This is a genomic window from Cupriavidus sp. GW821-FHT07C08 (genome assembly GCF_059419025.1).
Genome location: NZ_JBWKQZ010000019.1, coordinates 81,334 through 105,207, shown reverse-complemented (window position 1 = coordinate 105,207; position 23,874 = coordinate 81,334). Strand labels below are relative to the sequence as shown.

Here is a 23,874-nt window from a genome sequence, read left to right as displayed (position 1 = left end):
AATGGGGTGAAGCACACCCCACCACCAGGGCGGGGCATGGCGCACCCACGCAGTGCGCTGGCCCCATGGAGACAAGACAGTCCGGCAAATGCCGGTGCCAGGTGGGCGATGGCGGTGTAAGACCTGCGCAAACTTCCAGGAAACGGAAGGGGGCGGACAGGACGTGCGCCGGGATCGGCCCAACGCCAATGGCACGCATATTGCGGACTGGGAAGTGCCATCCGTTCCTGTCAACGGATGCCATTTCTTCTATCGATGAGGGTACAAAGATGCGTTCCACTGCTATCCGCAGCCTGCTTGCTGTCACCCTGCTGGCGGCCTCTTCACTGGCACTTGCGCAAGGCGCCCGCGACTGGCCCAGCCAGCCGGTGCGTATTGTCGTGCCGTTCCAGGCCGGCTCGGCCACCGACCTGATCTCGCGCCAGATCGGCATCGGGCTCGGCAAGGAATACGGCCAGACCTTTGTGGTTGAAAACCGGCCGGGCGCCGCCGCGATGATCGGCAGCGAGGTGGCCGCGCGCGCGCCGGCCGATGGCTATACGCTGCTGATGTCCGGGCCGGCATCGATGGTGACCAACCGGTTCCTGTACAAGAAGCTCAGCTATGACCCGGATGCGTTCGAGAAGGTGGCAGTGGTCGCGGTCACGCCGAATATCCTGTTGTCCAACCCCTCGCTGCCATTCAAGACGCTGCCCGAGATGGTCGCGTATGCCAAGGCCAATCCGGGCAAGCTGACCTATGCCTCGTTCGGTACCGGCACTACCTCGCATATCGCCGGCGAGATGCTGAAGGCCGCGGCCGGCATCGATATCGTCCATGTGCCGTACAAGGGCGCCGGCGAAGCGATCCCGGCTCTGCTGTCGGGCCAGGTGTCGATGTATTTCGACACCATCATGACCGGCCTGCCGTATGTGAAGGCCGGCAAGCTGCGCGCGCTCGGCATGTCCACCGCAAAGCGCTCGCCCAACGCGCCGGAGATTCCGACGATTGCCGAGCAGGGTTATGCCGGCTTCGATATCGCGCCGTGGTATGGCATTGTCGCGCCCAAGGGCACGCCGGCCGACGTGGTCAGCAAGCTCAATGTCTCGATCAACAAGCTGCTCAAGGCCCCGGAGTTCCGTGAACGCCTGGCTGCCACCGGCGCCGAGCCGCGCGGCGGCAGTGTCGGCGATTTCAGCGCGATGGTCAGCGCCGAGATCCCGCGCACCGAAAAGCTGGTCAAGCAGTCCGGCGTGACCCTGCAATAAGCCGCGTGCAGCAACCCTGGGGCGCGCCCGCGCGCGCCCTCTTATCTGTTCTGAATGGAGTTCCCGATGTTGCCTTTCGACTGGACCTTTCCCTACCCGTCGCAAAAAATGCCGCTGCTGGCCGCCAACGCGGTCAGCACCAGTCAGCCGCTCGCCGCGCAGGCGGGGCTGCGCATGCTGTACGAAGGCGGCAATGCCATCGACAGCGCCATTGCCAGCGCGATTGCGCTGACCGTGGTGGAGCCGGTCATGAACGGCATTGGCGGGGACATGTTCGCGCTGGTCTGGCACGAGGGGCAGCTGTACGGGCTCAACTCCAGCGGCCGGGCGCCGGCGCGCTGGACCCTGGATCATTTCGCCGGGCACGACAGCATGCCCCAGGTGGGCTGGGATACGGTCACCGTGCCGGGCCAGGTCGCAGGCTGGAAGGCGCTGTCGGCCCGCTTCGGCAAGCTGCCGTTCGCGCGGCTGTTCGCACCGGCCATCGAGTACGCTGAACAGGGTTTCCTGGTGTCGCCGCAGATCGCACGGCAATGGGCCGCGCAGGTGCCGGTGCTGGCCGGCCAGCCTGGCTTTGCCAAGGCGTTCCTGCGCGACGGCAGGGCGCCGCAGGCGGGCGAGCGCTGGCGTTTTCCGGAGCAGGCCGCCACGCTGCAGCGCATTGCCGAGAGCGATGGCGCAAGCTTCTACATGGGTGAACTCGCCGCGCGCATCGTCGCGTTCGCCGAGGAAACCGGAGGCGCCATCCGCGCCGACGACCTGGTCGCGCATCGCGCTGCCTGGGTCCAGCCGATGGCGCAGCAGTTCCGCGGCTACACGCTCCATGAAATTCCCCCGAACGGCCAGGGCATCGCCGCGCTGATCGGCCTTGGCATCCTGGACCGCTTCGACGTGGAAAGCATGGGCTGCGACAGCGCCGGCTTCTACCACGTCAGCATCGAGGCGATGAAGCTGGCCTTCGCCGACCTGCACCGCCACGTGTCGGACCCCGCCACCATGCAGCACGCGCCCGCCGCCTTCCTGGATCCGGCCTATCTTGCCGAGCGCGCGGCGCTGATCGATATGAAACGCGCCGGCACACCCACCGCTGGCGTTCCGAAGAGCGGCGGCACCGTCTACCTGTCCAGCGCGGATGCCGCGGGTTCGATGGTGTCGTATATCCAGTCCAACTACCGCGGCTTCGGCTCCGGCGTGGTGGTGCCCGGCACCGGCATCGCGCTGCATAACCGCGGCGCGGGCTTCAACCTCAAGCCCGGCCACGCCAATTGCGTGGCGCCGGGCAAGCAGCCGATGCACACCATCATCCCGGGCTTCGTCACCCGCAATGGCGAACCGGTGATGTCATTCGGCGTGATGGGCGGCTCGATGCAGGCACAGGGCCATGTGCAGATGATGGCGCGGCTTGCTGCCTTCGGCCAGAACCCGCAGGCCATGAGCGATGCCCCGCGCTTCCGCGTGGAGCACGGGCCGGTGGTGAATGTCGAGGCGCATCTGCCGCCGGACGTGGTCTCCACGCTGCGCGGCATGGGCCATCGCGTTGAAGTGGCGCCGCGCGACAGCCTGGAGTTCGGTTCGGCGCAGCTAATCTACAAGGCGCCGGACGGCTATATCGCGGCCTCGGACTCGCGGCGCGACGGGCAGGCAGTGGGGTTTTAGGCGCGAGCCGCCCGCGGTCACAGCGGCGCAGGCTGGGGCTGGCTGGCAGGCGTGGCCGCGGCGGGCTTCTTGTTGTCAGTGCCGCTATATGAGAAGTACCTCGCCTTCGCGCCCCTGGCCCAGTACGCCACGGTGAAGTGCTTGCTGTCGCGCCCATAGAGCAGTTCCAGGCTGCCATTCGCGGCGGCCCACTCGGCGTAGCCATTCTCCGCCGCGCCTTCGGTCTTGCGCAGGGGCGCATAGCGTTCGTCGAGCTTCTTGCGCACCTCGTCCAGCGCCGTGCGCTCGAACGTCATCGTGATCAGTGCCACGGTGTCCTGCGCATCGCAGTTCAGGATCACGCGCGTCAGGCCCGGGAGGTGGAAGCGCTCCAGGTGCCTGAGCTCGACGGCATCGCCACCGGCCCACTCGGATTTGCCGGTCCTGGCGTGATTCTGCGGCGGCGCCAGGCGAGAGCACCTGGCCTTGCCCAGCTCCAGTCCCAGCGGCGCCGCGGTGTTGCCGGCTGCGTCAGGCTGGGCAGGGGATGCGGCATGGATCGAAACGGATGTCAGCAGGGTGGCGCAGAGCAGGGCGACCTGCTTCAGGTTCAGGCGGGAAAGTGCTTTCACGGTCTTGAGGAGAAGTTGTCAGCCGGGATTCTACGGCTTTCTTGCTTCCTGCCGTCTGATCTTGCTAATGACGGGTGTGCCTGCCTGCGCGGCTTGCGCCGGCATGAAGCGGCGGGTGGCGGCCCAGAACACCAGCGCCAGCAAGCTGACCACGGCGCCCAGCGCGCAGACGCAGCCTGGCGGTCGCGCGCAACATCCTGTCCGACCGCCTGCGCCGGTTGGTGGAAGCCGGCATCCTGACGACGCAGCCGGCTTCCGATGGCAGTACGTATCACGAGAATGTGCTGACGAAAAAGGGAGAGAGAGTGTTCCCCGTCGTATTGGCCTTGCGCCAATGGGGCGAACACCATCTGTTTGCGCGCGGCGAGCGGCGCTCGCAGATGGTGGAAAAGCGGACCGGGAAGCCGGTGCCGCTGATGATGCCCCGGACCAGCGACGGTGATGTGCTGTTGGCCGGGGAAACGGAAGTGCGCAAGCCGCGCTAGGAGCGGGCGGTGGCGAGGTCGTCAATAGTCGCCCGCTTTTCAGCACGGGCGACATGATTCTTGCCTTCAACTACCCCGATAAGTCCCGAAGCTCCACGGCGAACACAGCAACGGCACATGGTAATGCTGCGCGGCGTCCGCGATGGTAAAGCGCACGGGCACGATGTCGGCGAACACGTCGGGGGTGCGGAAGTAGTCCGCCACCCAGAAGCGCAGCTCGAACTCGCCGGTGCGCGCCTGGGCCGGCGGCAGCATCGGCGTGTCGGTGCGGCCGTCGTGGTTGGTACGGGTGCGCGCGATCAGCCGTGGCGGCTGGGTGGCAACGTCGAACAGTTCCACCTGCATGCCGGCCACGGGGCGGCCCAGGGATACGTCGAGCACATGTGTGCTGATGCCTGCCATGATGCGTGTGTCTCCGGGTTGGGCCGCGGCGTCAGCTGCCGCGGTAGTAGTTGTAGCTCCACGGCCCGAACAGCACGGGCAGGTGGATGCGCTGGCTGGCGTCGGTGACGCGCAGGCGCAGCGGGATCTTCGACAGGAAGGAGGGTTGCGGCAGGCTGGCCTTGCGCGCGGCAAAGTACTCGTCCGCGTGCAGGATCAGTTCGTAGGTGCCGGTGCGGTAGCTGTCGCCGATCAGCAGCGGCGGTTCGCTGCGGCCGTTGGCGGCCAGCGTGACGGTCTGCAGCGGGGTGCGCTGGCCATTGTCGATGCGGAACATCTCCACGCGCATGCCGGCCGCGGGCGTGCCGTGGTAGGTGTCCAGCGCGTGCAGCGTCAGGCGCGGGCTCAGGCCGCCTTGCTGCACCGGCGCAGCGGTCTGGTTCGGGGTCGCCGCCTCCGGCGTGGCGCCCCAGCTGGCGCCGGCCAGCAGCGCGCCGCCGCCCAGCGTCATCGATTGCAGCGCGAAGCGCCGGCGGGTGGGATCAAAAGCGTGGTCGTCCATGTCAGGCCCCTTGCTTGCCGTGCTTGCCGCCCAGCTTGCGGATGCCGATCAGCACCAGCACCGCGGCCAGCACCTCGATCACCGCCACCAGGTACAGGCCGGAGGTGAGCTTGCCGGTGGTGTTCTTGATCAGCCCCATCACATAGGGCGCGCCAAAGCCGGCCAGGTTGGCCACCGAGTTGATCAGGGCCACGCCCACCGCGGCGGCGCTGCCTGCCAGGTAGCGGTTGGGCAGCTGCCAGAACACGGGGATGGCGCTCATGGTGCCGACCAGCGCGGCAGTCATGGCCAGCAGGGCGATCACCGGCGACAGCACCTGCGCGCCCAGCAGGACGGCCAGCACGGCCATGGCACCGCCACCGACCAGCGCCGCGCCGCTGAAGTGCCAGCGCACTTCGTTGCGGCGGTCGGAATGCGCACCGTTGAGGATCATGCCGGCGGCGCCGCACAGGTAGGCCACGGCCGCGATCCAGCCCACCGCCATCGGCGTGGTGAAGCCCACGTCCTTGATGATGGTCGGGATCCAGAAGGTCAGCGTCGAGTTGGCGCACAGCAGGCAGAAGAAGATCGCGATCAGCAGCCACACCTTGGGGTTGGTGAAGAGCGTGCGCCAGTCGTGGCCGCGCTCGCCCAGGGCGGCGTTGTCGCGCTTGAGGGCGTCCTGCAGCACGCGCTTCTCGTCGTCGGAGAGCCAGCGCGCCTGCTCCGGCTTGTCGGTCATGTAGAACCAGGCAAAGATGCCGGCCAGCACCGACGGGATGCCTTCCAGGATGAACAGCCACTGCCAGCCGTGCATGCCGTTCACGCCAGCCATGCTGGTCATGATCCAGCCGGCGAGCGGGCCGCCCAGCACGCCGGCGATGGCCGATGCGGACATGAAGGTGCCGAAGGCGCGCGCGCGGCGCTGCGACGGGTACCAGTAGGTCAGGTACAGGATCACGCCCGGGTAGAAGCCGGCTTCGAACGCGCCCAGCAGGAAGCGCAGGATGTAGAACTGCGTGGGCGTGGTGACAAAGGTCTGCAGCATGCAGATCACGCCCCAGCAGATGGTGATGCGCATGATCGTCTTCTTGGCGCCGATCTTCTGCAGCAGCATGTTCGACGGCACCTCGAAGAAGAAGTAGCCAAGGAAGAAAATGCCAGCGCCCAGCCCGTACACGGCCTCGCTGAAGTGCAGCTCATCCAGCATCTGCAGCTTGGCGAAGCCGATGTTGACGCGGTCCAGCCAGGCCAGTACCCACAGCACCCCAAGGAAGGGCAGCAGGCGCCAGGTTACCTTGCGGTAGACGCTGTCCTCGGCGTCGTCGGCGGTGCCGGCAAATACCGGGATGCCTTGTTTCGTGATCGACATGATGTCTCCTGTCTTGTCGTGTTCTGCCAGGTCTTGCTTGGCGGCGGTGCATGCCGTCCGCCGGGTTGGGAGCAAGTATATGAATGGCCCGCCAATGCGAAACGAGGGGGCTGGTATAGACCCCATAGCAGCACCGATATGGGCTGCAATCCCTTGTGTGGCGCGGGTTTGCGGGTGCTCCGGCGGGGCCCTGGCGGACCTATGGATTACCCTAGGCAGGCCGTTTTCCGGGGTGCGCGCACGCGGACCGGGCAGGCTCGTCCGGGTTGTACCGGTTGCCGTGCGGTGCGCGACACGCTACAAAGTCGCCATTGCCTGGCATGGCGTTGCCGCCCGGAGCGGCGGCAGCCGCACCCGCCAGGCCTCCACTTTTCCTGCCACGGACCCAATATGATTCGCGCCGACGACCCGTTCGATACCTACCTGCTGCGCGTGCTGTGCATCCTGATCGCCGAGCAGAGCGTGTCGCGCACGGCGATCCGCCTGAACCAGTCGCAGCCGGCCATCAGCGCCGCGCTCAAGCGCCTGCGCGCGATCTTCAACGACCCGCTGCTCACGCGCGAGAAGAACGTGATGGTGCCGACCGAGCGCGCGCTGCAGCTGGCGCGCAACGCCCAGGCAGCGCTCAGCGCGCTGGACAACCTGCTGGTCTCGGACGACCGCTTCGATCCCGCCACCACCGAGCAGAGCTTCGTGGTGGCCATGCCTGACTACCTGGCGCCGCCGTTCTTCGCGCACGTGGTGCGCGCGGTGCGGCGTGCGGCGCCGCACGCGCGGCTGTCGGCGCTGCCGCTGGGGGCCACCTTCGATTACGAGCAGGCGCTGTCGGCGGGTACGGTGGACATCGTAATCGGCAACTGGCCCAACCCGCCTGAGCACCTGCACCTGTCCGTGCTGCTGGAAGACGAGGTGGTGTGCGTAGTGGCGCAGGACAGCGTGCATGCGCAGCCCGGCAAGTTCACGGCCCAGGCCTACCTGGGCGCCTCGCATATCGTGCCCACGCCGTATTCGCGCGACCAGCGCGGCCTGGTCGATGCCGGCCTGAGCACCATGCGCGTGCACCGCGACAACCGCATCAGCTGTCCCTACTTCAACCTGGCGCCCAGCCTGATCCCCGGCACCGACCTGATCCTGACCACCGCACGCCACTTCGCCAACTACCATGCGCAGCATGTGCCGCTTGCGGTGCTGGAGCCGCCGATCGAGTTCCCGTTCATGCGCTTCTACCAGCTGTGGCATCCGTCGCGCCACCGCTCGGCCGCGCATGTCTGGCTGCGCGGCATGCTGACCGCCGCCTCGCAGGAGCTGCGCGACCTGCGCGATATGCGCCGCTAGCGGTATCGGTTTCTGTTATGGGATCTATAGGGCGCGGGCTCTCGCCGCTGCGGCGGGCCGTTCCTATACTCGGCCCCGTATCCAACGATTCCCCATGCGCGGGATCCCTACGGGAGAAGCATCCATGTCTCAACCACTCGACCTGGCGTCGGTCAACGCCCTGGACGAAGCGGCCTTTGCCGATGCCTTCGGCAGCGTGTTCGAACACTTTCCGCAGGCTGCCGAGGGCGCCTGGGCGCAGCGGCCGTTCGCATCGGCAACGGCGCTGCATGGCGCCATGATGGATGTGGTGCGCAAGCTCGATGAGCCGCGCCAGCGCGATTTCCTGAACCTGCACCCGCAGCTGTCGGCACGCAATATCCGCGCGGGCACGATGACCGCCGATTCCAACGCCGAGCAGAAGAGTGCCGGCCTGGATGCGATGTCGGCGCAGCAAGAGGCCGCGCTGGACCAGCTCAACGCTGACTACCAGGCGCGCCATGGCTTCCCGTTCATCATCTGCGTGCGCCACTACACCCGCGAAGGCATCTTCGCCGCGTTCGAGCGCCGGCTTGGCCGCAGCACGCAGCAGGAGCTTGACGAAGCGCTGGCACAGATCGCCGCGATCACGCGCGGGCGGCTGGCGGCGCGGCTGGCCGGTTGAGTTCAGCGCTTATCCAAAGGCTTCAAGACCCAGCGCCAGCATCCCCACCAGGATGAGGCTGGCGGCCCAGACCGCCTCCAGGTTGAACCAGCTCCGCGACACGAACTTCAGTCCCAGGTAGCGGTAGACCAGCCATGCCATGCCGCCGCCCACGGCGAACATGGCCAGGGTGTGGATGACGGCGACCACCAGCGCCATGCCCAGGTTGGCGCTGGCGAGCGTGGCGGCGGCCTGGTGCCCCAGGTCCGCCTCGACACGGCAGAGGCCGAGATAGATCGGCACCAGCATCAGGCCGGCGCCATGCGCGATCGCCACTGCGAACGACCATAGCGCTAGCCGCGATGGCGCGATGCGCACCAGTGCCCGCGGGTGGCCTCGCCTGAGCAGCAGCACGATGCCGCAGCCAATCAGCAGCGCGCTGGCGCCGATGCGGATCTGCGCTTGCCAGGCGACCAGGGCCGCCAGCATGCCGAAAGGCAGCGTTACCGCCAATACCGCAAGCGCGTGCCCGCAAGCCAGGTACCCCAGCGCGGCAAGGAGGGCGCGGCCGCTATGCGCCAGCAAGCCGTTCGATACCGCCAGCGGCCAGCCCATGGCCGGGTTGATGCCGTGATAGAGGCCGCTGGCCAGCACTGCCGACCAGAGGCCGATCTGTTCCCAGGCGTGACCGGTCAAGCCTTGACCGACGGATAGCAAAACGAGTCGGTCGAACAGTCGCCGCCTTCCAGCCGGATCTGGTGCGCGCGGTAGCCTTCCGGAAACTCGACCCAATAGTCATCGGCCAGCGTCAGCCCGCCGTCAGGGCCGGCATGCGCCATGACCTGCGTGCCGGGGATGCCGTCTGGGTAGAACTGGTTGTCCCAGGTGGAGTAGAGCGAGTTGGTCCAGTAGACGCGCTTGCCGTCGCGGCTGATCTCGACCATCTGCGGGCCGCCGGCAAATGGCTTGCCGTTGGGATGCGGCGTGCGGCGGACGATGCCGCCGATATGGACCGAGCCGGCGAGCTTCAGGTTGCGCGGATCGCTCACGTCATATTGCCGCATTTCGCCGGTGCCCCAGCAGGACACGTAGAGGAACTTGTCGTCGAGGGACAGATCGATATCGGTCACCAGCGGCGGCACGGCACCGAAGCCCTGCAGCAGCGGCGGCAGCAGGCTTGCGTCGGCGGCTTCGGGCGGGATGGTTGCCGTCTTCTCGGCGTGGAACTTGCCGCCTTCGCGCCACCAGGTCCAGATCGAACCTTCCAGGTTGGTGGTGTCGACCACCACGCCAACAAAGCCGTATTCCCGGATCGGATCATGCGCAGGCCGGACTTCCAGCGCCATCTGGTGGTTGGCGCCCAGGTCGATGGTCTGCACGTTGCGGCGCGCCCGCAGGTCCCAGAAATGCAGCTTGTGCCCGTAGCGGTTGCCCAGCAGGTCCTCGGGCACCAGCCCGTTCTCGAACTGCGGCGGCAGGGCCCATTCGCTGGACACCATGTAGTCGCGCGGCAGGTTCCACCAGAAGTCGTAGTGCTTCTCCTGTTCGCCGCGGTCGATTTCCCAGCGGCCCAGCACGTCGAAGGTCTCGCAGTCCATGATGAAGATGCCGGGCGCGCCGTCCGTGCCATCCGGGCCACCGCCCCCGAGCGTGCTGACGTAGATGCCCTCCGGCCCGCAGTGCACGGTATGGGGCCTGGAGTAGCCGGTCTTGCGGAAGATCTCGTCCGGTTCAACGATCTTGTGGATCCGTGCCTGGGTCGGGTGCGGCTTGGTGTCGATGATATACAGGCGCGACGAGCGCATGCCCGGAATGATCAGGTAGCGCCGTTCGAGAAACGCATGGCCGGTCAGCGGCGACAACGACGACGAGCACGCATTCCAGCCGAAATGGTGCAACTCGTCGCCCTTGTTGGTCATCGGCACGGTATGCACGACCTGGCTGTAGGTGGGCGAGCCGGGTTTGGCGTCGATCACCGCGAGCGCGTCTGGCTGCGAGGCGTCGGGGCTTAGCAGCACCGTGTAGGCAAATGATTCCGCTGGTGCGCTGATCGCGAGTTCCGGCGAGGCGTGAAACGTCGGGTCTGGCCGCATGTTCATGGTGAGCCTCCTTTGTTTTTCAGAACGTCGCAACGTCGCCGCTACATCACTTGCCATGGTGCATGGCCAAGGTGCAGGGTAAGCCTACTTAGCCTAGGTCGTTCTCAATACCGAGTCAAAGGCGGCGCAGGCGCGGCAAGTGAATAGCCCCCAGGGTGCCTATTCATGCTGGCAAAAGATGCGCTTCGTGAAATAGAGATTTACGAAAAGCCGTAAATCGCGCAGAAATGAGGCTTCGGGCCAGCGAGCAAGCCACGCGCTGCACCGGTATCAGAGAAACGATCAGCGAAATGGAAACCCAAGCAATGGATGCGGTAAAACCTCAAGGTGAGGGCGATGGCGAGTTCTGCCTGGACAATCCGGCACTGGAAAGCATCGGTGTCAGGATCACCCAGTGGCGCGACGACTATGTAGAACTTGAACTGCCGCTTGCGCCCAATATGCTCAACCGCAGCCGGGTGGTGCATGGCGGCACCCTCTGCACCTTGCTCGACGCCGCCACTGGCTATTCGGGCCTTTACTCGGCGCCGGGCGAAGCCGCGCGCCATGCGGTCACGCTGTCGCTGACCTCGAACTTCCTGAGCAACGGGACGGGCAAGCTGCTGACCGCAAAGGGCATGGTCGACCGGCGCGGACGCTCGATCTTCTTTTCGCGCGCAGAGGTGTGGCTGGATGGGGAGTTGCTGGTGGCAACGGGTGTCGCCACGATGAAGTACCTGAAGTAGGTGGCCCGTCTCAGGCGCCGTCCTGGCGCCAGCGCGTCGGCGACTTGCCGAACTGTGCCGCGAACCAGCGCGAGAATGCGCTGGGTTCCGAAAACCCCAGCAGCGTGGCGACCCGGGCGAGCGGCCGCTGCGGATCCTGCAGATAGCGTTGCGCAAGCTCGCGGCGCACTTCATTGACCAGCGCGGAGAAGGTATCGCCATCCTGCTCCAGCTGGCGCTGCAGCGTGCGCGGACTGATGCCGAGGCTTTGCGCGACCTGTTCCACCGCGCCGCGCCCGCGCGGCAACAGCTGGTGCAGGGTGCGCCGGACGTCGGCCGCGATGGAAGGCTTGCCGGCCCCCGGCTGCAGGTCGAGGAAACCCCTGGCGTACCCGGCCAGGCTGGCATCGGCCAGCGGGTTGATGCGGTCCAGGTCGCCGCTGGCGAGTACCAGCCCGTCGAACTCCGAACCGAACTCAATGTGTTGCCCGAACAGGCGCCGGTGGATTTGCAGGTCGGCCGGCGCCGCATGGGCGAAATGCACGCTGTGCGGCTTCCAGGACGCGCCCAGGATGGCGCGGATCAGGCTGTACAGGGCGGCGACTGTCAGTTCCATGGCCTGCCTGCCAGGCTGGTGGCGGCCCGTCTGCAACGTCACATGCAGCACCGTGATCTCTGGATATTCCGTGACCAGGATGGAGATGGAGTCGCTGAGCCAGTGGCGGTAGCGCTCGATCTCCGCCAGCGCGTGGCGCAGCGTGGGCTGGTGCTGCAGCAGCAGGCTGACCGGGCCGAAGTCTGACAGGCGCCACGATTCCCCCACCATCAGGCCAAGCGAATGGCAGGCCGTGACTCGCGCCGAGGCCTCCAGCACTTCGGCCAGGCGCGCTTCCGGGATGCGCAGGTCCGGGGTGTACAGGCAGGCCTGGTCCAGGCCGGCCTGGGCCACCATGCGCACCGGATCCAGGCCCGCGCCCCGGGCAATCTCCAGGTATTTGGTCAGGGAAGCGCTGCGAACAAGGACGGTCATAAGGCTGCCGCGAGAGTGGGTGGGGGCGTCGGTCGCGTCCGTCATCAAATGTCAAATCCTGGCGCGATCGGTCAAGGGTGCCGCGCCATGGCTGTCTGACAATCGTTACCGTCGCGCCAATGATAGCGGCGCGGGCAGGACACGACAATCAGGAGACAGCCTTGGCAAAAGCCATTCGCATGTATGAGACCGGAGGGCCCGAAGTCCTCCGCTATGAGGACGCCGAGGTAGGCGACCCGGGCCCGGGCGAGGTACGGATCCGCCACGTTGCCGTCGGGCTGAACTATGCCGACACTTACTTCCGCAACGGCACCTACCCGGTGCCGCTGCCCGGCGGCATGGGCGTGGAGGCAGCCGGCGTGGTGCAGGCTGTCGGGCCGGGCGTGACCCATGTCGCGGAGGGCGATCGCGTCACATACACCGGCTTCATCAACACCCTGGGTGCGTACAGCACCGAGCGCCTGGTGCCTGCCGCACCGCTGATCCGCCTGCCGGAAGCGATCAGCTTCGAGACCGCGGCAGCCATGACCATGCGCGGCCTGACCTCTGCCTACCTGATGCGCCGCATCTACCCGTTCAGCGGTGGCGAAGCCATCCTGCTGCACGCGGCTGCCGGCGGCGTGGGGCTGATCGTCTCGCAATGGGCCCGGTTGCTCGGCCTGACCGTGATCGGCACCGTCTCGACCGAGGCCAAGGCAGAGGTGGCGCGCGCCCATGGCTGCGACCACATCATCAACTACAGCCATGAGGACGTGGCAAAGCGGGTGCGGGAGCTGACCGATGGCGCGGGCGTGTCCGTGGTCTTCGACAGCGTGGGCAAGAACACCGTCATGGCGTCGCTGGATTCGCTGAAGCGACGCGGGTTGATGGTCTGCGTCGGCACGGCCTCCGGCACCATCCCGCCGTTTGATCCGCAGCTGCTGGCGAGGAAGGGCTCGGTCTACCTGACCCGTCCGGCGCTGGCCGACTACATTGCGGACCCCGCCGAAAAGGCCGAACTGGCCGCCGAGGTGTTCGGCCACGTTGCCGCTGGCCGTATCCGCATCGAAATCAACCAGCGCTACGCGCTGCAGGATGCCGTGCAGGCCCACCGCGACCTGGAATCACGCAAGACCACCGGGTCTTCGATCTTTGTGCTGTAAAGGAGCGTCCCCATGCGAGCCCAACCCCTTACCTGCAATATCGGCGCCGAAGTCAGCGGCGTCAGACTGGCCGATGCCGCGCGCGACGACGCGCTGTTTGCCGAGATCAAGTCCCTGCTGCTCACGCACAAGGTGCTGTTCCTGCGCGACCAGAAAATCTCCCGCGCGGATCACGTGGCATTCGCGCGCCGCTTCGGCGAACTGGAAGACCATCCCGTCGCGGGCAGCGATCCCGACCATCCGGGACTGGTCCAGATCTATCGCAGCGACAAGCGCGAGAACTATGAGAACAGCTACCACACCGACGGCAGCTGGCGCGAAACCCCGCCCATGGGCTGCGTGCTGCGCTGCATCGAATGCCCGCCGGTCGGCGGCGACACCATCTGGGTCAACATGGCGGCGGCCTACGAGCACCTGCCCGAGGAAATCAAGCAGCGTATCGCCGGCCTGCGCGCCAAGCACAGCATCGAGCATTCGTTCGGCGCGGCGATGAGCCCGGAAAAGCGCGCCAGCCTTGCCGCGCAGTACCCCATGGTCGAGCACCCGGTGGTGCGCACGCATCCGGAGACCGGCGAGAAGGCGCTCTACGTCTGCGGCTTCTCCACGCATTTCGCCAACTTCCATACGCCCGAGAACGTGCGCTACGGACAGGACAAGACCCCGGGCGCCAGCCATCTGCTGAACTACCTGATCAGCCAGGCGGCGATTCCCGAATACCAGGTGCGTTTCCGCTGGCAGCCCAACAGCGTGGCCATCTGGGACAACCGCTGCACCCAGCACTACGCGGTGCAGGACTACTGGCCGGCGCCGCGCAAGATGGAGCGCGCCGCCATCATCGGCGACAAGCCGTTCTAAGGCGCGCCAGCCGCCGCCAGGCCACGTGCCTTTATCAATGGAGACATGCCGTGAATTACCTCGATGGATCCCTGTTCCCTGAAAACCAGCAGCCGTTGATCATCACCGCGGCACCCTACGCACCGGGCTGGCTGCCGTCCGATTTCCCGGAAGACATCCCCGTGACGATGGAAGACCAGATCCAGAAGGCCGTGGACTGCTACAACGCTGGCGCGACTGTGCTGCACCTGCATGTGCGCGAACTCGACGGCAAGGGCTCGAAGCGTCTGTCCAAGTTCAACGAGCTGATTGCCGGGGTGCGCAAGGCGGTGCCGGAGATGATCATCCAGGTGGGCGGATCGATCAGCTTTGCGCCGGAAAACGAGGGGGATGCCGCCAAGTGGCTGTCCGACGACACGCGCCACATGCTTGCCGAACTCGACCCCGTTCCGGACCAGGTGACCGTCACGGTAAACACGTCGCAGATGAACGTGACGGAGCATGCGGAACTCGCGGATTTCAAGGGCACCTCGCGTGAGAATCCCGCGATCTTCAATGCGTACAAGGAAATGACGGTTCCCGCCCAGCCGGGCTGGGTCGAAGAGCACATCCGGCGTCTTTCCGCTGCCGGCATCCAGAGCGCATTCCAGTGCTACAACATCAACAGCTTCGAATCCGTTGAGCGGCTGATCCGGCGCGGCGTGTACAAGGGCCCGCTGGTCATGAACTGGGTGGCGATCAGCGGCGGCATGGATGCGCCCAGCGTCTTCAACCTCGCCAACATCGTTCGCGCCGTCCCGGATGGCGCGGTGCTGACCGTTGAAAGCTCCGTGCGCAACGTGCTGCCTGTGAACATGATGGGGATTGCGCTGGGCCTGCATGCGCGATGCGGGACCGAGGACTGCCTCTGGAACCAGTCGCGCACGGCCAAGATGAGCACGGTGAAGCAGATCGAGCAGCTGGTGCGCATCGCGGGCGAATTTGGCCGCAAGGTGGCAACGGCCCAGGAAGCGCGCGACATCCAGAAGATCGGCGTGTTCTATGACACCGTCGAAGAGACGCTGGAGGCCAACGGCTTCGCGCCGAACCGCAATGGCGGCAATCAGGGCTTCCTGCGCAAGGCCGCCTGACCCGGGCCGGTCGGCACTGGCGATCCGCCAGCAGAAGGGCAAGGGTGGCAAACCACCGGCTCACGATGAAGCCGGCTGCTGCCCTGAATGACCCTCGAACATTCGGAGACAACCATGAATCAAGCACAACCGTCGGCGCGCCGCAGGGCGTCGCTATCATGCATGTTCGGCCTGGCGCTGTCGGTGGCGCTGCCGGCTGCGCTTCCATCGACCGCCCAGGCCCAGGCGTGGCCGACCAAGGTGGTCAAGATCGTGGTCGGCGGCCCCGCCGGCGGCACCGCAGATTTCCTCGGGCGCCTGCTGGCCGAGGGGCTGACGCAGTCGCTGGGCAAGCCGGTGATCGTCGAGCAGAAGCCTGGCGGCGCCGGGGCGATCGCCGTCAACACACTGCTTTCCGCACCGCATGACGGGCATACGCTGCTGCTGATCCAGGGCGGCATCGTCTCCGAAACGCCGCTGGCGCTGAAGGTCTCGTTCGATCCTTTCAAGGACCTGAAACCCGTTGCCCAGGTGGCCCGTACCGGGCTGGTGCTGGTGGCCAACCCCAAGCTGCCGGCGAAGAACTTCAGCGAATTGCTTGCCTACATCAAGAGCAAGCCCGGGCAGATCGACTATGCCTCTTATGCCGCCGGCATGCGCGGGCAGACCATCGGCGTCCAGTTCAACCGCCTGGCAGGCGTGAACATGAACCATGTCGGCTACAAGGGATCGCCGCCCGCGCTGCAGGACGTGATGGGCGGCCATGTGCCGCTGATGTTCGACGGCCTGGCCACGTCGCTGCCGCTGATCAAGTCCGGCAAGCTCAAGGCCTATGCCGTGGCGTATCCCAAGCGCATCCCCGCGTTGCCGGATGTGCCGACCTTCGCCGAAGTCGGCTTCGCGGCGATGACGGAGCCCAGCTGGATGGGGGTGTGGCTGCCGCCGGACGTGCCGGCGGCGGTGCAGGAAAGGATCCGCAACGCCACGCTGGCCATCGTGCAGCAGCCCGGCTACCGCGAGCGCGTGGAGGCCATGGGCATGGACGCCGGGCAGCCGCTCAGCAGCGAGGCGCTGTCCAAGGAGGCGCGCGCCGCCCATGATCGGCAGGCGGAGTTGCTGCGGTCGATACATTTCGTGCCGGAGTAGGGCGCCGGCAAGGAGGGCAGGCGCCCTGCGGGCGCCTCAGCGCAGCGTTCAGCAAAGTTGTATGCTTTCCGAATGGCCTGCCGGGCGCCTCCAGCGCGTTCCCGTCACGGCGCAAACAGTATGGCGGTGACGACATGAAGCCTGCTCACGCATTGATTGTGACTTGCGTCATGTTGGCCGCCTGCGTATCGACGGGCGTCGAGGTGAAACAGGCGCAAATGTCGAACTTCCTGCTCGGTTTCTCCACCCTCGACGACGTTACCAGCCAGCTGGGGAAGCCCTCGTCGCAGACCACCCTGGTCAACGGGTCAACCATCCTGATCTATTCGTTCGCGGCCTCCAGGCCGCACCCTGAGAGCTTTATCCCGTTCATTGGCCCGCTGTTCGCCGGCGGCGCGATCCGCTCGTCGACGGTTTTCTTCGAGTTCGACGAGAACGGCGTCCTCAGGAGCCAGCGCCTGACGACGTCCGGCAGTGTTTCGGGATGGAGCGTGCTGCCGCCCGATATGCTGCCATAGGCCGGGGCGGTATACTTCCGCTCCTTTACGGCCCTGGCCAGATACCCGAGAGTCCCCATGAGCGCTTTGCCTCCCTGCCCAAAATGTCATTCCGAGTTCACCTATGAAGACGGGGGCCTCTACATCTGCCCGGAATGCGCGCATGAATGGTCGGCGCAGGCCACGGCGCCGACCGAACCGGAGGCGAGGGTGTATCGCGATGCGGCAGGCAATGTCCTGCAGGACGGGGACACCGTCACCGTCATCAAGGACCTGAAGCTGAAGGGGTCGGCCGGTGTGGTCAAGATGGGTACCAAGGTGAAGAACATCCGCCTGGTCGACGGTGACCACGATATCGACTGCAAGATCGACGGCTTTGGTGCCATGAGCCTGAAATCGGAGTTCGTCAGGAAGGTTTGACGAGAGGAATTTACCCCATAGGACAGGTACCAGGACAGGTATTGCGCGGCACGTTGGCAGACGGGCGACCATTAGTAAATCCATATCGGATCCATAGGAAGAATCCAATTCTCATCTGCTGATTGTGGCGACTAAGCTTGCGGCTCCTTTCACGTCAGGAGTTGTTCATGGCTTTTCGCGCACGCCCTCGCGGCGTGTCCCTGCTTGTCCTCGCCACGCTTTTCTCCCTTCAGGCGAGCGCTTTCACCCTGACCCGCGACAACGGCGCACCCGTTGGCGATAACCAGAATTCGCAGACGGCAGGGTCTAACGGGCCCGTGCTGCTGCAGGATGTTCAGCTGATTCAAAAGCTGCAGCGCTTTGACCGCGAGCGCGTTCCCGAGCGCGTCGTGCATGCGCGCGGGACAGGCGCTTATGGCGAGTTCGTTGCCACCAGGGATATTTCGGACCTGACGCGCGCGAAGGTATTCACGCCGGGCGAGAAGACGCCGGTATTCGTTCGATTTTCAAGCGTGATCCATGGCAGCCATTCGCCGGAAACGTTGCGCGACCCGCGCGGGTTCGCGACAAAGTTCTATACGAGCGAAGGCAACTGGGACCTGGTCGGCAACAACCTGCCTGTGTTCTTCATCCGCGATGCCATCAAGTTCCCTGACATGGTTCATTCGCTCAAGCCTGCTCCGGACACAAACCTGCAGGATCCGAACCGATTCTTCGATTTCTTCTCGCACCAGCCTGAGGCGACGCACATGCTGACGCGCGTCTACACGGACCACGGCACGCCCGCGAGCTATCGGGAGATGGACGGCAACAGCGTGCATGCCTACAAATTCGTCAACGCGCAGGGCCGGGTTCAGTATGTGAAGTTCCACTGGAAGAGCCTGCAGGGTCAGAAGACGCTGACCGCCAGGGAGGCGGAGGCCATTCAGGGCACGGATTTCAACCACATGACCCGCGACTTGATCGGTGCGATCAACAAGGGAAACTATCCGAAGTGGGATCTGTATATTCAGACGATGACGCCTGAGCAGCTTGCCACGCCGGAATTCGATCCGCTGGACGCCACCAAGATCTGGCCCGGCGTGCCCGAGGTCAAGGTCGGCACCATGACGCTGAACAGGAACCCGGACAACGTCTTTCTGGAAACGGAACAGTCCGCGCTTGCGCCATCGAACCTGGTGCCTGGTATTGAACCGTCGGAAGACCGCCTGCTGCAAGGCCGCATTTTCTCGTATGCGGATACCCAGTTGTACCGTGTAGGGACCAACGGGCTCCAGCTGCCGGTCAACCGCCCGCGTACTGCGGCAGTCAACCATCATCAGGACGGCAATCTGAATGCCGGCGCCAGGAGCAGCAGCGTCAACTACGAGCCGAGCGCTCAGGCCGATATCTCCGCTTCGGCGTCGCAAAAATACAGCCAGCTGCCGCTTTCCGGCGCTACCCAGCAGCAACGCATCGCACGCACGCAGAATTTCAGGCAGGCGGGTGATTATTACCGTTCGCTGTCTGCAAGAGAGCAGGCCAACCTGATCGGCAATCTTGCAGGCGACCTGGGACAGGTCAAGAGCGATGGCGTGAAGTACACCATGCTCTCGTACTTCCAGAAAGCGGACGCCAATTATGGCCGCGCGTTGAGCCGGGCCGTTCAGGCCGATCCGGCACGCGTGGAGGCATTGGCGGCCAGGCTGCAGGACTGACTGCCACGAAGCCCCATTGCCGGGGCTCTGATGGCATGCGCGGCTTCCGGGCTGGGGGTCCCGGCGATGGAAGCCGCGCATTGTCTCCACAGCAGGGCAAGCCCAGTCTGAACCCGCATGCGCATTCGCCAGATGCCAGCAGGGAAGGCGGCCGTCCCGGCGTGCCTGCCTTCAGTTGAACACGTCTTGCCGGTACTTTCCAGCGCTGACCAGCTCCGCCAGCCAGTCCGACGCCGCCTCTGGTGTCATCCCCCCTTGCTCTGCGCCGATCTGAATCAGCACCTGCCTGACCGCGGGCGCCATGTGGCGGCCATCGCCGCACACGTAGAGCATCGCACCCTGGTTCAGCCGGGCCCAGACATCGGCACGGCGCTGCCACAACAGGTCCTGCACGTAGCGCGGCTCGCCATCCACGACGGAACAGGCCAGGTGGACCTGCACCACGCCCTGTGCCTGCCAGCGTTCCACGTCGTCGCGGTACAGCCAGTCGTGCGCGGGGTGGCGGCACCCGTAGTACAGCTGCACGGGGGCCACCGGCTGCCCGGCCGCCTGTTGCGCGGCCCGCTCCTCAAGAAAGCCTCGGAACGGGGCAATGCCCGTGCCGGGGCCGATCAGGATCATGGGCGTGGCCGGGTCTGCGGCGGGCGCGAAGGCGGGATTGGGCGTGCGGATGGCGCCCGCCACCATGGCGCCGGGCGCCAGGCCCTGCAGCCAGGTAGAAGCCACGCCGCGGAAGAGTCCGCGGCCCGACAGCGCCGCAGACCAGACCGTGCCGACGGTGATGGTCGCCACGTCGGGAGAGACGAGCGGCGATGAGGCAATCGAATAGAACCTCGGCCGCATCGGCACGGTGCAAGCCAGCAGGCCGGCCAGGTCCAACTCGATGGCGGGAAAACGGTCCAGCACGTCGGCCAGCCCGAGCCGGCGCGGCGCCACCTGGGCGGCGTACCCGGTCCCGGCGTCGTCCGAGGCCAGCTGCTGCAGGGCCTGGCGCGTGACCGGGCAGCGCGAAGACTGCGACAGCAGGCGCAGGGTATGGCGCGACACCACGTCCTGCAGCTCCACAAAATGGGTCAGCAGCTGTCGCACGGACAGGGCCTCGCCCAGCGGCAGGCCGCGCGTGGCTCCGCCGGAGGCGGACAAGGTGACGATGGCGTCCGGGTCGATGCCGATCCGCTCGCACAGGGCCGCGACCATCCCGGGCTGGTTCTGCGGATAGACGGCGAGGTGGTCGCCCGTGGCGTAGCGCACGCCTGCGGGCAGCCTGAGGCGGATATCGCGCGTGGAAGTCCGCGGCGCCTCGCGTGAGAAGTCCCACAGGCCGGATGGATCGTTCACCAGCTCGGTGTTGGCCAGGACCGTGAAGCCCTGGGTGCTTGCCGGCAGCGTGGTCGTGCGGATCTCGGCGACGTCTCTTATCTGCACCCGGACCGGCGGCGTTCCGTGGGCCGGCCCGCCCACGCCGTCACCGGCCTGCAAGGCTTGCCACAGCAAGGCCAACCAGCGTTCCGCGGCCTGGTCGAAGTCGCCGTTGCCGTCGGCTTCGCCACGCGGCAGCAGCGGACTGGCGCCGGCGTTGGTGAAGAATTCATAGACCCGGCGCGGGAAGGCCTGGTACGTCGGCCATTGCGAATTGCCGCAGCCCAACACGGCCACGCTCAGCGCTTCTGCGCGGTAGCCGCTGGCGGCGCCGCTATCGAGCAGCGCTTCGAGGCGCCTTGCCGAGTCCGGCGCGCGGCCGTTATAGGTGGCGGCGATGATGACGGCCAGGCCGGTGGTCGGGAGCGCGTCGGCGACATCGTCCAGGTCGCGCAGCGTCGCATCAAAGCCAGCCGCCAGCGCGCCGGCATGCACCTGCTCAGCCAGTTCGCGCGCGGTGCCAAGGCTGGATCCGCACAGCACGGCAAGCGGCCTGCCGCCGCCCTGCACATCAGGGCCCGCCTGCGGCGCTTGCGCGGTCCCGGCGACTGGCGCCGCGGCGATGCGCTCATGCGGCCGGCGCCGGCGCGCACGCACGGTGAATCCGTCGGGCTTGATCGTCAGCGTTTCCTTGATGCGGAACTGGTAGTCGTGCGCGTCGGTGAACTGGAAATTACGCAGCATCAGCGCCAGTGCCAGCTTGGCCTCGGTCAGCGCAAACTGGCGGCCGATGCAGGCACGCTCCCCGTTGCCGAAAGGCATGTAGGCGTGGCGCGGCAGCTTTGCCTCCTGCTCAGGCAGGAAACGGTCGATGTCAAAGCGTTCCGGGTCGGCCCACACCTTGGGGTCGCGGTGCAGCGCGGTCAGCACCACCGACAGGCGCCTGTCCTTGCGGATCAGGTAGCGGCCGCCCAGCAGCGTATCTTCAAACGGCGCCACGGCGAAGGCGGGCGCGGTGGGCCACAGGCGCAACGTTTCCTTCAGCACACGGTCCAGCACCGGCAGCCGCGCCAGGTCGGCGTAGACCGGCGCAGCGTCGCCGGGCAACACGGCGTCCACCTCCGCGTAAGCCTGTGCCATCACGCCCGGGTTGCGCAGTAGTTCATACAGCGCGAAGGTGAGTAGCCCGCTGGTGGTCTCGTGGCCCGCAATCAGGAAGGTGATCACCTGGTTGCGGATGTTCTCGTCGTCCAGCCGCTGGTCGGTGTCCGGATCCCGCGCTTCCAGCATCAGGCCGAGCAGGTCGTTGGCCGTGCCGCCCCTGCGTTCCGCCGCGTTGCCCGCGCGCCGCCGCCGGATCACGTCGTCCACCAGGTCGCGCATGAAGCGGGTGTCCTGGTCGAACTTCTGGTGTGCCGCATGCATGAAGCGGTCTTGCAGGGCAAAGCGCGTCAGCTTGGACATCGCCTCTTCCAGCGCGCCGACCATGGCCTCGATGAAGGGGTGCAGTTCTGCGCTGGCGAACGATTCAAAATCGTAGCCGAAGCCGGACAGCGCGATGGTATCGAGCGTCAGCCGCGTCATGTCGTCCGCGACGGCGATATCGACATCCGGGCCTTGCCGGTCCCATTTGTCCACCAGCCGGTTGGCCACGCGCAGCATGACGTCGAAGTAGCCCTTCATCGCGCGCTGGCTGAACGCCGGCATCAGGATGCGGTGCGCCTTGCCCCAGTTGGCCTCGTCGGAGCGTGCGGTGAACAGGCCGTCGCCGGCCATGCCGCGCAGGTAGGACAGCGGCGGGCCAATGTACTTGCGGAAGCGCTCGGCTTCACACAACTCGGTGGCCAGTGCCACCGACGTCACAAATGGCACGCGCCGGCCGGCGAAATTCAGCTCGAAGATGCCGTCATGATGGCGGCTGCGCGCCAGCAGGTGCTGGCCCAGTGCACCGGGCGTGATCTGCAGCAGGTTGCCCACCAGCGGCCAACCCGGGTCGCGCGGGATGGGCTCAGGACTGGGGGCATGCATGGAGCGGGCAGGGGATGGATGCGGCGCGTCGGAGGCCTGGTCGGGGCTGGATAGCTCAATGGGCGGCGGCATGGCGGGGCGGTGTCTCCTGAAGGGCGCTGACACGCGATTGCCACGTGCGGCCGTTTCATTTAACGTAGACATCTGTCTACCGGCGCAAGCGTAGACAACTGTAGACATGCTGTCAACGAAGCATGTCGGGCAAAAACCGAGTCCTGCTACTAAACCGCATTCATGGAAGCCATTGCCGACGGCAAACGCCGCCTGATCGACGCCGCGTTGCGGCTGGCCGCAGCCAAGCGCAGCTTTGCGGCACTCAAGCTGCGCGAGATCGCGCGCGAGGCCGGCCTGAATCCCAACACGTTCTACCGGCATTTCAGCGACATGGAAGACCTGGCCATCACCGCCATGGCCGAGGTAAGCGCTGAACTGCGGCCGATGCTGCGTGCGGTCCGATGGGCCGCTGCCCGCGACAACCCGGGTGAAGTGGCCACGCGTGCGTGCGAAGCGCTGTTCTTGTACGCGCAGCATCACCCGGATGCATTCATCGTTGGTGTGTGCGGGATCACGGGCCCGCAGCCCGCGCTTCGCGTTGCCATTCGCACGGTGCTGGATGACATCGCCGCCGAGATGGCGGAAGACATCGAACGGCTGGGGCTGTGTCCCAAGCTCTCACGTCCGGCCGTTGACGACGTCTGCGCGTACGTCGTTTCCTACCTTTTCCATCAATGCGTCGACTACATCGAAGCCGATGCTGCCGGACGGCGCAGGCTGATGGCGCGCTCGGTGCAGTTGAGTTGCTGGCTGCTGCAGGGCGCGGCGGGGCCGAATGCCCAGCCGGGAACGAAATCAGGCAGGGAGCGCAAGGCCGTGGCTGCGTAGCAGGTTGTGGCGAAACACGCAGAAGGAAGAACCTCAGCCGAAGCGGCGGTCGAAGCGAAGGGGTGTGTCCGGGCGAGCGCTCACCCTGAAATTTTGATGCCACACTCTTGCGCCACGGCCAATAGCTTCTCCATGTCTGGCGCGCCTGGCGGAATTTCCTCATCGAGCCGCGTGAACAAGCGCGATGCGCTTCCGCCGTGGCTGGTGACTGAAATCATTTCGCCGCCGCCGATGCCGAACCGGAAGTAGTGCACGGTGCCCGCCGGCACATGAACAAAGGTGCCAGCGACCGCAGTGATCGCCTGATCGCCATAGCCGATTTCGATCGTCCCCCTGGTAACGTAGAACGATTCGTCCCAGTCATGGCTATGGGGCGGTGGGCCACTGCCTTCTTCGCCCTGCTGCAGGAATACCTCATAACCTTGCGTGGCGGCATTGGATGCCAGCACCGTGATCTTCTCTCCCACCACGTTGAGCGCGCGTGCATACGCATCCGGAGTCACTGCAAATGGTTCTGGTTTCATGCTTCTCTGCTCCGTCAGTGAGAACGTCGCCGTGGCGAGGGTAGCCAGGTCTGAGGCATGCGGTCGCTCCAAAGCGAGCCGGCCACGGTGCCAGGCGGTGCCCCCTTTTTGGTGTCTGGCAATCTTAGGCGCCCCACGAGGGGAAGTCATCGC

The 23,874-nt window shown here is 66.0% G+C and carries 22 protein-coding genes and 1 pseudogene; 14 read left to right on the top strand and 9 right to left on the bottom strand.

Annotated elements, in window-relative coordinates:
• The first annotated feature begins 269 nt into the window (after positions 1–269).
• Both AC07UK_RS22990 and AC07UK_RS22985 read left to right on the top strand, forming a co-directional pair.
• Positions 270–1,247, top strand: coding sequence for a Bug family tripartite tricarboxylate transporter substrate binding protein (locus tag AC07UK_RS22990; protein ID WP_494686307.1), 978 nt, complete (start codon positions 270–272; stop codon positions 1,245–1,247).
• 66 nt (positions 1,248–1,313) lie between these two features.
• The gene (locus tag AC07UK_RS22985; protein WP_436223697.1) at positions 1,314–2,903 is read left to right on the top strand and encodes a gamma-glutamyltransferase family protein; all 1,590 of its coding nucleotides are present in this window, start codon (positions 1,314–1,316) and stop codon (positions 2,901–2,903) included.
• Positions 2,904–2,920: 17 nt separating this feature from the next.
• Here the strand turns inward: AC07UK_RS22985 and AC07UK_RS22980 are convergent, their stop codons facing one another.
• The gene (locus AC07UK_RS22980; protein WP_436223696.1) at positions 2,921–3,514 is read right to left on the bottom strand and encodes a hypothetical protein; all 594 of its coding nucleotides are present in this window, start codon (positions 3,512–3,514) and stop codon (positions 2,921–2,923) included.
• A gap of 167 nt (positions 3,515–3,681) precedes the next feature.
• On the opposite strand from AC07UK_RS22980, the pseudogene AC07UK_RS22975 reads away from it, so the two are divergent.
• Positions 3,682–3,999: pseudogene (locus tag AC07UK_RS22975) on the top strand (winged helix-turn-helix transcriptional regulator); the annotation flags it as partial.
• 66 nt (positions 4,000–4,065) lie between these two features.
• Here AC07UK_RS22975 and uraH (AC07UK_RS22970) read toward each other — a convergent pair.
• The 3 genes from uraH (AC07UK_RS22970) to AC07UK_RS22960 are packed head-to-tail and all read right to left on the bottom strand — an operon-like array spanning position 4,066 to position 6,293.
• Entirely contained in the window at positions 4,066–4,401 is a 336-nt protein-coding gene (gene uraH, locus AC07UK_RS22970; RefSeq protein WP_011616942.1) for a hydroxyisourate hydrolase, read from the bottom strand.
• Positions 4,402–4,432: 31 nt separating this feature from the next.
• Complete coding sequence (gene uraH, locus AC07UK_RS22965; protein WP_436223695.1) at positions 4,433–4,942, bottom strand: hydroxyisourate hydrolase; 510 nt, start codon at positions 4,940–4,942, stop codon at positions 4,433–4,435.
• Between the two features lies 1 nt (position 4,943).
• Complete coding sequence (locus tag AC07UK_RS22960) at positions 4,944–6,293, bottom strand: MFS transporter (protein ID WP_436223694.1); 1,350 nt, start codon at positions 6,291–6,293, stop codon at positions 4,944–4,946.
• Positions 6,294–6,683: 390 nt separating this feature from the next.
• Here AC07UK_RS22960 and AC07UK_RS22955 point away from each other — a divergent pair, with 390 nt between their 5' ends.
• Complete coding sequence (locus tag AC07UK_RS22955) at positions 6,684–7,628, top strand: LysR family transcriptional regulator (RefSeq protein WP_041228594.1); 945 nt, start codon at positions 6,684–6,686, stop codon at positions 7,626–7,628.
• Between the two features lie 124 nt (positions 7,629–7,752).
• Positions 7,753–8,271: a 2-oxo-4-hydroxy-4-carboxy-5-ureidoimidazoline decarboxylase gene (gene uraD / locus AC07UK_RS22950; RefSeq protein ID WP_010809719.1), complete on the top strand. Its 519-nt coding sequence runs from the start codon at positions 7,753–7,755 to the stop codon at positions 8,269–8,271.
• Between the two features lie 9 nt (positions 8,272–8,280).
• On the opposite strand, the gene AC07UK_RS22945 is transcribed toward uraD, so the two are convergent.
• Positions 8,281–8,946: a hypothetical protein gene (locus AC07UK_RS22945; RefSeq protein WP_436223693.1), complete on the bottom strand. Its 666-nt coding sequence runs from the start codon at positions 8,944–8,946 to the stop codon at positions 8,281–8,283.
• On the bottom strand, positions 8,943–10,349 hold the full coding sequence (locus tag AC07UK_RS22940) for a selenium-binding protein SBP56-related protein (RefSeq protein ID WP_013952633.1): 1,407 nt from the start codon (positions 10,347–10,349) through the stop codon (positions 8,943–8,945). Before AC07UK_RS22940 ends, AC07UK_RS22945 begins: the two co-directional genes overlap by 4 nt.
• Positions 10,350–10,654: 305 nt before the next feature.
• On the opposite strand from AC07UK_RS22940, the gene AC07UK_RS22935 reads away from it, so the two are divergent.
• Positions 10,655–11,074 carry a PaaI family thioesterase gene (locus tag AC07UK_RS22935; RefSeq protein WP_051591818.1) on the top strand — a complete coding sequence of 140 codons (420 nt, stop codon included), beginning with the start codon at positions 10,655–10,657 and terminating at the stop codon, positions 11,072–11,074.
• Positions 11,075–11,084: 10 nt separating this feature from the next.
• On the opposite strand, the gene AC07UK_RS22930 is transcribed toward AC07UK_RS22935, so the two are convergent.
• Entirely contained in the window at positions 11,085–12,083 is a 999-nt protein-coding gene (locus tag AC07UK_RS22930) for an AraC family transcriptional regulator (protein ID WP_035827764.1), read from the bottom strand.
• 161 nt (positions 12,084–12,244) lie between these two features.
• On the opposite strand from AC07UK_RS22930, the gene AC07UK_RS22925 reads away from it, so the two are divergent.
• The 7 genes from AC07UK_RS22925 (at position 12,245) to AC07UK_RS22895 (ending at position 18,928) form a co-directional block, all read left to right on the top strand.
• A complete protein-coding gene (locus AC07UK_RS22925) occupies positions 12,245–13,225 on the top strand; it encodes a quinone oxidoreductase family protein (RefSeq protein ID WP_494686306.1) in 981 nt (326 codons plus the stop codon).
• 12 nt (positions 13,226–13,237) lie between these two features.
• Positions 13,238–14,080, top strand: a complete 843-nt coding sequence (locus AC07UK_RS22920; RefSeq protein WP_436223690.1) for a TauD/TfdA dioxygenase family protein — start codon at positions 13,238–13,240, stop codon at positions 14,078–14,080.
• A gap of 50 nt (positions 14,081–14,130) precedes the next feature.
• Positions 14,131–15,189, top strand: a complete 1,059-nt coding sequence (locus tag AC07UK_RS22915) for a beta-keto acid cleavage family enzyme (RefSeq protein WP_018309550.1) — start codon at positions 14,131–14,133, stop codon at positions 15,187–15,189.
• Between the two features lie 114 nt (positions 15,190–15,303).
• Positions 15,304–16,314: a Bug family tripartite tricarboxylate transporter substrate binding protein gene (locus tag AC07UK_RS22910; RefSeq protein ID WP_436223689.1), complete on the top strand. Its 1,011-nt coding sequence runs from the start codon at positions 15,304–15,306 to the stop codon at positions 16,312–16,314.
• 134 nt (positions 16,315–16,448) lie between these two features.
• Positions 16,449–16,832 carry a hypothetical protein gene (locus AC07UK_RS22905; RefSeq protein ID WP_436223688.1) on the top strand — a complete coding sequence of 128 codons (384 nt, stop codon included), beginning with the start codon at positions 16,449–16,451 and terminating at the stop codon, positions 16,830–16,832.
• A gap of 57 nt (positions 16,833–16,889) precedes the next feature.
• Positions 16,890–17,231 carry a zinc ribbon domain-containing protein YjdM gene (locus tag AC07UK_RS22900; RefSeq protein WP_436223687.1) on the top strand — a complete coding sequence of 114 codons (342 nt, stop codon included), beginning with the start codon at positions 16,890–16,892 and terminating at the stop codon, positions 17,229–17,231.
• Between the two features lie 167 nt (positions 17,232–17,398).
• Complete coding sequence (locus AC07UK_RS22895; RefSeq protein ID WP_436223686.1) at positions 17,399–18,928, top strand: catalase; 1,530 nt, start codon at positions 17,399–17,401, stop codon at positions 18,926–18,928.
• Between the two features lie 171 nt (positions 18,929–19,099).
• Here the strand turns inward: AC07UK_RS22895 and AC07UK_RS22890 are convergent, their stop codons facing one another.
• Positions 19,100–22,387 carry a bifunctional cytochrome P450/NADPH--P450 reductase gene (locus tag AC07UK_RS22890; protein ID WP_436223685.1) on the bottom strand — a complete coding sequence of 1,096 codons (3,288 nt, stop codon included), beginning with the start codon at positions 22,385–22,387 and terminating at the stop codon, positions 19,100–19,102.
• A gap of 162 nt (positions 22,388–22,549) precedes the next feature.
• Here AC07UK_RS22890 and AC07UK_RS22885 point away from each other — a divergent pair, with 162 nt between their 5' ends.
• Positions 22,550–23,197, top strand: a complete 648-nt coding sequence (locus AC07UK_RS22885; RefSeq protein WP_035827749.1) for a TetR family transcriptional regulator — start codon at positions 22,550–22,552, stop codon at positions 23,195–23,197.
• A gap of 80 nt (positions 23,198–23,277) precedes the next feature.
• Here the strand turns inward: AC07UK_RS22885 and AC07UK_RS22880 are convergent, their stop codons facing one another.
• On the bottom strand, positions 23,278–23,721 hold the full coding sequence (locus AC07UK_RS22880) for a cupin domain-containing protein (RefSeq protein ID WP_436223684.1): 444 nt from the start codon (positions 23,719–23,721) through the stop codon (positions 23,278–23,280).
• Positions 23,722–23,874 lie beyond the last annotated feature (153 nt).

What these genes read in the sequence shown, in the direction of transcription:
- AC07UK_RS22880 (WP_436223684.1), bottom strand. Translation starts at nt 23,721, where the DNA reads ATGAAACCAGAACCATTTGCAGTGACTCCGGATGCGTATGCACGCGCG.
- AC07UK_RS22940 (WP_013952633.1), bottom strand. Translation starts at nt 10,349, where the DNA reads ATGAACATGCGGCCAGACCCGACGTTTCACGCCTCGCCGGAACTCGCG.
- AC07UK_RS22955 (WP_041228594.1), top strand. Translation starts at nt 6,684, where the DNA reads ATGATTCGCGCCGACGACCCGTTCGATACCTACCTGCTGCGCGTGCTG.
- AC07UK_RS22990 (WP_494686307.1), top strand. Translation starts at nt 270, where the DNA reads ATGCGTTCCACTGCTATCCGCAGCCTGCTTGCTGTCACCCTGCTGGCG.
- uraH (WP_436223695.1), bottom strand. Translation starts at nt 4,942, where the DNA reads ATGGACGACCACGCTTTTGATCCCACCCGCCGGCGCTTCGCGCTGCAA.
- uraD (WP_010809719.1), top strand. Translation starts at nt 7,753, where the DNA reads ATGTCTCAACCACTCGACCTGGCGTCGGTCAACGCCCTGGACGAAGCG.
- AC07UK_RS22910 (WP_436223689.1), top strand. Translation starts at nt 15,304, where the DNA reads ATGAATCAAGCACAACCGTCGGCGCGCCGCAGGGCGTCGCTATCATGC.
- AC07UK_RS22935 (WP_051591818.1), top strand. Translation starts at nt 10,655, where the DNA reads ATGGATGCGGTAAAACCTCAAGGTGAGGGCGATGGCGAGTTCTGCCTG.
- AC07UK_RS22960 (WP_436223694.1), bottom strand. Translation starts at nt 6,293, where the DNA reads ATGTCGATCACGAAACAAGGCATCCCGGTATTTGCCGGCACCGCCGAC.
- AC07UK_RS22895 (WP_436223686.1), top strand. Translation starts at nt 17,399, where the DNA reads ATGGCTTTTCGCGCACGCCCTCGCGGCGTGTCCCTGCTTGTCCTCGCC.
- uraH (WP_011616942.1), bottom strand. Translation starts at nt 4,401, where the DNA reads ATGGCAGGCATCAGCACACATGTGCTCGACGTATCCCTGGGCCGCCCC.
- AC07UK_RS22930 (WP_035827764.1), bottom strand. Translation starts at nt 12,083, where the DNA reads ATGACCGTCCTTGTTCGCAGCGCTTCCCTGACCAAATACCTGGAGATT.
- AC07UK_RS22905 (WP_436223688.1), top strand. Translation starts at nt 16,449, where the DNA reads ATGAAGCCTGCTCACGCATTGATTGTGACTTGCGTCATGTTGGCCGCC.
- AC07UK_RS22920 (WP_436223690.1), top strand. Translation starts at nt 13,238, where the DNA reads ATGCGAGCCCAACCCCTTACCTGCAATATCGGCGCCGAAGTCAGCGGC.
- AC07UK_RS22900 (WP_436223687.1), top strand. Translation starts at nt 16,890, where the DNA reads ATGAGCGCTTTGCCTCCCTGCCCAAAATGTCATTCCGAGTTCACCTAT.
- AC07UK_RS22885 (WP_035827749.1), top strand. Translation starts at nt 22,550, where the DNA reads ATGGAAGCCATTGCCGACGGCAAACGCCGCCTGATCGACGCCGCGTTG.
- AC07UK_RS22890 (WP_436223685.1), bottom strand. Translation starts at nt 22,387, where the DNA reads ATGCCGCCGCCCATTGAGCTATCCAGCCCCGACCAGGCCTCCGACGCG.
- AC07UK_RS22985 (WP_436223697.1), top strand. Translation starts at nt 1,314, where the DNA reads ATGTTGCCTTTCGACTGGACCTTTCCCTACCCGTCGCAAAAAATGCCG.